4 protein-coding genes and 1 pseudogene are annotated in these 6,570 nt (G+C 55.3%); 2 read left to right on the top strand and 3 right to left on the bottom strand.

The window, feature by feature from the left end; all coding sequences use genetic code 11:
- Positions 1 to 1,687, bottom strand: a 1,687-nt coding sequence (locus tag ACILQA_RS08980; protein WP_395629393.1) for a ribonucleoside-diphosphate reductase subunit alpha, incomplete at its 3' end; no start/stop codon positions are given.
- Positions 1,688 to 2,364: 677 nt separating this feature from the next.
- On the opposite strand from ACILQA_RS08980, the gene ACILQA_RS08975 reads away from it, so the two are divergent.
- Together ACILQA_RS08975 and ACILQA_RS08970 are read left to right on the top strand one after the other, a co-directional pair.
- Positions 2,365 to 3,891, top strand: a complete 1,527-nt coding sequence (locus ACILQA_RS08975; protein ID WP_395629392.1) for a fumarate hydratase — start codon at positions 2,365 to 2,367, stop codon at positions 3,889 to 3,891.
- A gap of 77 nt (positions 3,892 to 3,968) precedes the next feature.
- On the top strand, positions 3,969 to 5,231 hold the full coding sequence (locus ACILQA_RS08970; RefSeq protein ID WP_395629391.1) for an NRAMP family divalent metal transporter: 1,263 nt from the start codon (positions 3,969 to 3,971) through the stop codon (positions 5,229 to 5,231).
- A gap of 22 nt (positions 5,232 to 5,253) precedes the next feature.
- On the opposite strand, the gene ACILQA_RS08965 is transcribed toward ACILQA_RS08970, so the two are convergent.
- Both ACILQA_RS08965 and ACILQA_RS08960 read right to left on the bottom strand, forming a co-directional pair.
- Entirely contained in the window at positions 5,254 to 6,267 is a 1,014-nt protein-coding gene (locus ACILQA_RS08965; protein ID WP_395629394.1) for a VacJ family lipoprotein, read from the bottom strand.
- A gap of 121 nt (positions 6,268 to 6,388) precedes the next feature.
- A pseudogene (locus ACILQA_RS08960) lies at positions 6,389 to 6,570 on the bottom strand (hypothetical protein); the annotation flags it as partial.

Genomic DNA, 6,570 nt, shown 5'->3' with positions numbered 1-6,570 from the left:
TCGCCTGATCGATATACGGCGTGCGGTCCGCGGCCAGTTCGATCAACCAACGCTGGTCGATTTCAAAGCTGGTCTTGAACGTGTCCTTTTCCTCAGCCGTCAAGAAATCGAGATGTTGGACAGAGCCGCCCTTTTCAAGGATGCTGTTCCACACATTGGTCGAATCCTTCGCCTTTTCCTGCAACAGCTTTTCCAGATACGGATTCTTCACGATGAAGCTGCCCGAAAGCGTCTTGTGCGTGTAAATATTCGCCGGAATCGGCTCAATACACGCGCTGGTGCCGCCGCAAATGATCGAAATCGACGCGGTCGGCGCAATCGCCATTTTGCAGGAAAAGCGCTCCATAACGCCCATTTCCTCAGCATCAGGGCAGGCCCCCCGCTCATTGGCCAGCATCATCGACGCCTCATCAACCTGCGCCCGGATATGCTTGAAGAACTTCATGTTCCAAGATTTGGCAAGCGCGCTTTCAAAGCCAACGCCGCGTGACTGCAGGAAGCTGTGATAGCCCATGACGCCCAAACCAACCGAACGTTCGCGGCTGGCCGAATATTTGGCACGCGACATTTCGTCCGGCGCGCGGTCGATGAAGTCCTGAAGCACGTTGTCGAGCATGCGCATGACGTCTTCGATGAAGACCTTGTCGCCGTTCCACTCATCCCAAGTTTCAAGATTGAGCGACGACAGGCAGCAGACCGCAGTACGGTCATTACCCAAATGGTCGTGACCCGTGGGCAAAGTGATTTCGCTGCAAAGGTTGGACGTTGACACTTTCAGCCCAAGATCGCGGTGATGCTTGGGCATCGCGTTGTTCACGGTGTCGCTGAAGATGATATAAGGCTCACCCGTTGCAAGGCGGGTTTCCACCAGCTTTTGGAACAGCGAGCGCGCATCAACCGTGCTGCGCACTTCGCCGGTTTTGGGCGAACGCAGGTTGAATTCTTCACCAGCGCGGACGGCTTCCATGAATTCATCCGACAGCAACACGCCATGGTGCAAGTTCAGCGCCTTACGATTGAAGTCGCCCGATGGCTTGCGGATTTCAAGGAACTCTTCGATTTCAGGATGGCTGACATCGAGATAGCACGCGGCCGAACCACGACGCAGCGAACCTTGCGAGATGGCGAGTGTCAGGCTGTCCATAACGCGGACAAACGGAATGATGCCGCTGGTCTTGCCGTTGAGGCCAACAGGCTCGCCAATGCCGCGCACATTGCCCCAATAGGTCCCAATGCCGCCGCCGCGTGATGCGAGCCAGACGTTCTCGTTCCATGTGTTGACGATGCCTTCCAAGCTATCATCGACGCTGTTCAGATAGCAGCTGATAGGAAGACCACGGCCCGTTCCGCCGTTTGACAGCACTGGCGTTGCCGGCATGAACCAAAGCCGCGAGATATAGTCATAGAGCCGCTGGGCATGATCCTGATCATCCGCATATGCCGACGCAACGCGGGCAAACAGGTCCTGATAGCTTTCGCCCGGCAACAAATAACGATCCTGCAGCGTGTCCTTACCAAATTCGGTCAGCAGGGCATCGCGCGACGAATCCGTCACAACGCTGAAACGGCGCTCGTCAACGGATTTGCTCGACGCAGCTTTCTTGTCGTCAGCCGGCTTGGCCTCGGCCTCAACCTTCACAGCTTCAGTAGCAACTTTTTCAAGCATATCAGTCATCATTGCGGTCATATCGTCGGCCCCTTGGCCTGTATCCCTGAAATCCATTTAACCCGTTGCTCCATTCATTGCGGCGACCCAAAACTGGATGCCGGTTTTCCGGCGGCCAGCGACCAGTTCAAATATCTGTCGGGAACGCGTGTTCCCATATTGTTCGACTCAGGGCGCGAAATTCCCTCTTAGCATTTTTTGACCACGGCGGGGGTTATATTTTCACTTGTCCCCAGCTTATCGACGGGAAAAATCCCCCGAACAACAGAATCACTATCTGAAGCTGCAAGCACAATTTGTGGTAATGCCCCCTATGGCCAACCGCTACCTATAGTGCCTTATTCATTTTAAGACGCAAGGGGGTAAATCGAAAATTAACCATTCAATTCGTCGCTATTCTGATTCCATTCATCGCAGTTGTCGGCGGGCAAAAGGTAGCGACGCGTGGACGTTCTAAGTGTTGTTGAAGGCGCAAGATGGAAAATGAGGAATTGAAAATAATTCTGTTGTCAAAATGAACCCAATCTTGCGCGCCGCATTTTGTAGACAGAAACTGGGTCACCGCATCATCCAGACGGGACAAATGTGACCGGCGCATCGGTCGTTCGCTAATATTGATTCAGCCGGTCAGAATGATGCTTGTATCAGTCACACGGGGCGTTAATGGCGTGGGGGTTCTATCCAGTCCGGGGCCTTATATGACCGTCACCATCCGCAATTCCGATTTGATCGACAGCGTCGCCGACGCGCTGCAATATATCAGCTATTTTCACCCGATGGATTATATCCGGGCATTGGGTGATGCATATACCGCCGAACAGTCGCCTGCGGCAAAGGATGCCATCGCGCAAATTCTGACCAACAGCCGGATGTGCGCAGAGGGCCATCGACCCATTTGTCAGGACACGGGCATCGTCAATGTCTTCGTCAAATGGGGGATGGATTGCCGGCTTGAGGACACGTCGGCGTCGCTGCAGGAGGTCATCGACGAAGGCGTGCGCCGTGCATATCTGCACCCTGACAACAAACTGCGCGCCTCGGTATTGGCCGACCCTGCTTTCACGCGGCGTAACACCAAAGATAACACGCCGTGCGTCCTGCATGTCGAAATGGTCGCCGGTTCAAAAGTTTCGGTGGATGTTGCGGCAAAGGGCGGCGGCAGCGAGAACAAGTCAAAGTTCAAGATGATGAACCCGTCAGACAATATCGTCGACTGGGTCGTTGAAATGTTGCCGCAAATGGGTGCTGGCTGGTGCCCGCCCGGAATGTTGGGCATTGGTATCGGCGGGACCGCGGAACATTGTGTCTTGCTGGCCAAGCAAGCGTTGATGGAGCCTATCGACATGGGGCCGCTAAAAGCACGCGGTCCGCAAAATGATATTGAGGCGATGCGCATTGAGATTTTTGACAAGGTCAATGCGTTGGGTATCGGCGCGCAGGGGCTTGGCGGGCTTTCCACGATCCTTGACGTGAAAATCATGGATGCGCCATGTCATGCTGCGGGCAAGCCAGTTGCGATGATTCCCAACTGTGCGGCGACGCGTCATGCACATTTCACGCTGAACGGGTCGGGCCCTGCCTATCTGGAGGCGCCGAAGCTGGACGAATGGCCAAAGGTAGACTGGAAGCCTGATACAGCCGCGATCCGTGTAGATTTGGACGCACTGACCCCCGAAACCGTTGCCAGCTGGAAACAGGGCGACCGTCTGTTGCTAAACGGCAAGATGCTGACCGGACGAGATGCCGCACATAAACGTATCGCCGACATGCTGGCTAAGGGCGAAGAACTTCCCGTCAGCTTTAAAGGGCGGATGATTTATTATGTTGGCCCGGTCGATCCGGTGGGTGAGGAGATTGTTGGGCCCGCTGGGCCGACGACGGCTACGCGCATGGACAAGTTCATGGACATGATGCTTGAGCAGGGCTTGCTGGCATGCGTTGGTAAAGCGGAGCGTGGTCCGGCGGCAACACAAGCCATCGCCAAGCATAAGAGCGCATATCTCATGGCCGTTGGCGGCGCCGCCTATTTGGTGGCGCGCGCGATCAAGGGCAGCAAGGTCGTAGGTTTCGAAGATCTGGGCATGGAAGCAATCTACGAATTTGAAGTGCAGGATTTCCCTGTCACCGTCGCGGTCGACAGCGATGGCAACAATGTCCATCAACTGGCACCGGCCTTTTGGCAGAAGCGGATCAAAGACGAGGGATTGCTTGAAAACGCGGGCTAGCTTTTCAGCAGCGTTCAACTTTCCGCATCATATAGCGTTGTTGACATTGACGTCATGTAGGCCTGTTATCGTCAGCAATGCAAACCGACAAAAAACCGAGCACAAGCTTCCTCTCGCGCCTCGGTCCCGGCCTGGTAACTGGCGCTGCGGATGACGATCCATCGGGAATCGGCACGCACAGCCAAGTTGGCGCGCAATTTGGCTATGGGTTGAGCTGGACGTTTTTGTTCAGCTTCCCGTTGATGGTCGCCATTCAAGAAGTCGCGGCTGAAATCGGGCGCGTTACGGGTGCAGGCATCGCGCGCAATATGCGCCGACATTACCCCCGGCCCTTGCTGGTGCTCATGGTCGGGCTGCTGCTGATTGCCAATATCGTTAATTTGGGAGCTGATCTGGCCGCGATGGGGGCTGCTGTGGGGCTGCTGATCGGTGGGCCGATAGGTTTGTATACGTTATTGTTCGGGCTCTTCTGCATCATTGTTGAAGTGGCGCTTTCCTATGAGCGCTATGCGTCGGTGCTCAAATGGGCGACGCTATCGCTCTTCGCTTATGTTGCTGTCGTCGTTGTGGCGCAGGTTCCTTGGGGAGAGGCGCTGACCTCGCTGGTTGTTCCGCGCATTGAATGGACCGGCGCATACGCCACTGCCGTCGTCGCGATATTGGGGACCACTATTAGCCCTTATTTGTTTTTCTGGCAGGCGGGGCAAGAGATTGAGGAGCAGAAGCGGCATAAGGTGAAGCCGCTGTGCATTACGCCCAAGGAGGCAGGACCTGAATTAAAACGCATCCGGATCGATACGCTGACCGGCATGGCGTTCAGCTCGATCGTGTCGCTGGCCATCGTATTTGCAACTGCCGCGACGCTGCATGCCAATGGCATCCGCGATATCGAAACGTCGGCGCAGGCGGCTGAAGCATTGCGGCCCATTGCCGGGAATTTCGCCTTTGCGTTATTCGCGCTGGGTATCATCGGGACCGGCTTACTTGCGGTGCCGGTGCTTGCAGGGTCGGCGGCTTATGCGGTGACGGAAATGTTCGGCAAGGCAGGAAGCCTTGATGCCAAGCCAACGAAGGCACGCCTGTTTTACGGAACAATAGCTGGAACAACCTTGCTAGGCGTGTCGTTGCAATATGTCGGCATTGACCCCGCGCGTGCGTTGTATTGGGCCGCTGTCGTCAATGGTGTGCTTGCCGCGCCGTTAATGGTCATGATGATGCTCATCGTACGCAACCCGCGCGCGATGGGACGGCTGACATTGGGACGCCGCGCGACCATCACCGGCTGGATCGCGACGGGGGTTATGGCAGTGGCAACGATCGTGTTTTTCGCGACGCTCTAGAGTGGCGATGCCGCGGCGCTTATTATTGGGGTTTTGGGGCGGGCGGCTGTTTGGTCGGCGCTGGTAGCGAATCTAGAAACTCTAGTTCGTTGAGGTCTATGTTCGCGTCGGATCTTTTGCCTTTCAGAACATCAATCTCTGCCCGGCGTTTCATCAGATAATATTCGCGCATTGCCGCGTACGGGTTCCCGCTTTCCTGTACCCGAGTCAAAATCACATCATTTTCGACACGATCGTCAATCGACGAAAGCACGCCTTTGGTTCCCGAGACAATGGGATTGGTGAACGGCTTACCGACGGCTGCAGGTAAAAGCGAAAGATCAACTACGCGCCCGAGGAGATCACGAACCGTCGTGGATCCGAATACAGGCAAAAATAAATAGGGCCCCGGACCGACGCCATAATATCCCAATGTGTCTGCAAGGCCATTAGAACGGCGGGGCAGGTTGATTGGATGCTTTTTGGCGAAATCAAAAATCCCGGCAACGCCAATGGTTGAGTTGATAGCAAATCGACCAACGGTTTCGGCCGCTTTGCCGATCTTGAGCTGCAGCAGAAAATTCAGAAAGACGATGGGTTCATCCAAATTATTCAGAACATTATGCATGCCGTCGCGGATCGGGGCGGGTAATCCATCTCGATACCCGTACGCGATCGGTGCGATAATGGCTTTATCGACCGACTGTACCGCGCCGAACGAGACTTCGTTCACGACCGCAATCGGGTCGCCTTTCGGGGGTCCCTGATTTGCGGTAACAACGATTATGGCCTTTTCGGCAGCAACCGGTGTAACGGGTCCGACGGTCGTTTGTGTGTCCGGAGATTGCGACGGGACCTCTATTCCATCTGTGGATGGCGGCACAGTGGCTTGGGTACCCTGCTCAGGCGCTGGTGTGGGTGCGCCAGCAGTTTCCAATACAATAACGGGCTCTACCACAGGCGGAAGCTGCGGGGTCCCCGATAAAAGGGCGATCGCGATAATACTGGTGATGCTCAACGTTGGAACTTTCCGGTCATAACCGATTGCAAACGACATCCTAAGGGCTGGCTGCCAAGCTGACAACTGCCATTCAAGGATTTCAGTTCACGCTTAATCGCGCGCTATATTAGGCATTTCCCGAAAGCATCCGCAGCTATTGGACGCTTTCGGGACGGCATTATTGCCCCTGTTGGGCCCGCATCTGGGCATCAATTTGTGCCTGGATTTCCGGTGGTAGGCCCTGCGGTGCGCCGCTGGCCTGTCCACCTTGCTGCTGTTGCATTTCCTGCATTTGCTTTTGCATGGCTTCGATTTCTGCGCGTGATTTGAACTCTAACAGTTCGACATCAAAGGTCAGCT

The organism is Sphingorhabdus sp. (assembly GCF_044239005.1).
In the GTDB taxonomy this organism is placed as follows: Bacteria; Pseudomonadota; Alphaproteobacteria; order Sphingomonadales; family Sphingomonadaceae; genus Sphingorhabdus_B.
Note: the sequence above shows the minus strand (reverse complement) of the source record. Positions and strands in the feature narration are given on the sequence as shown.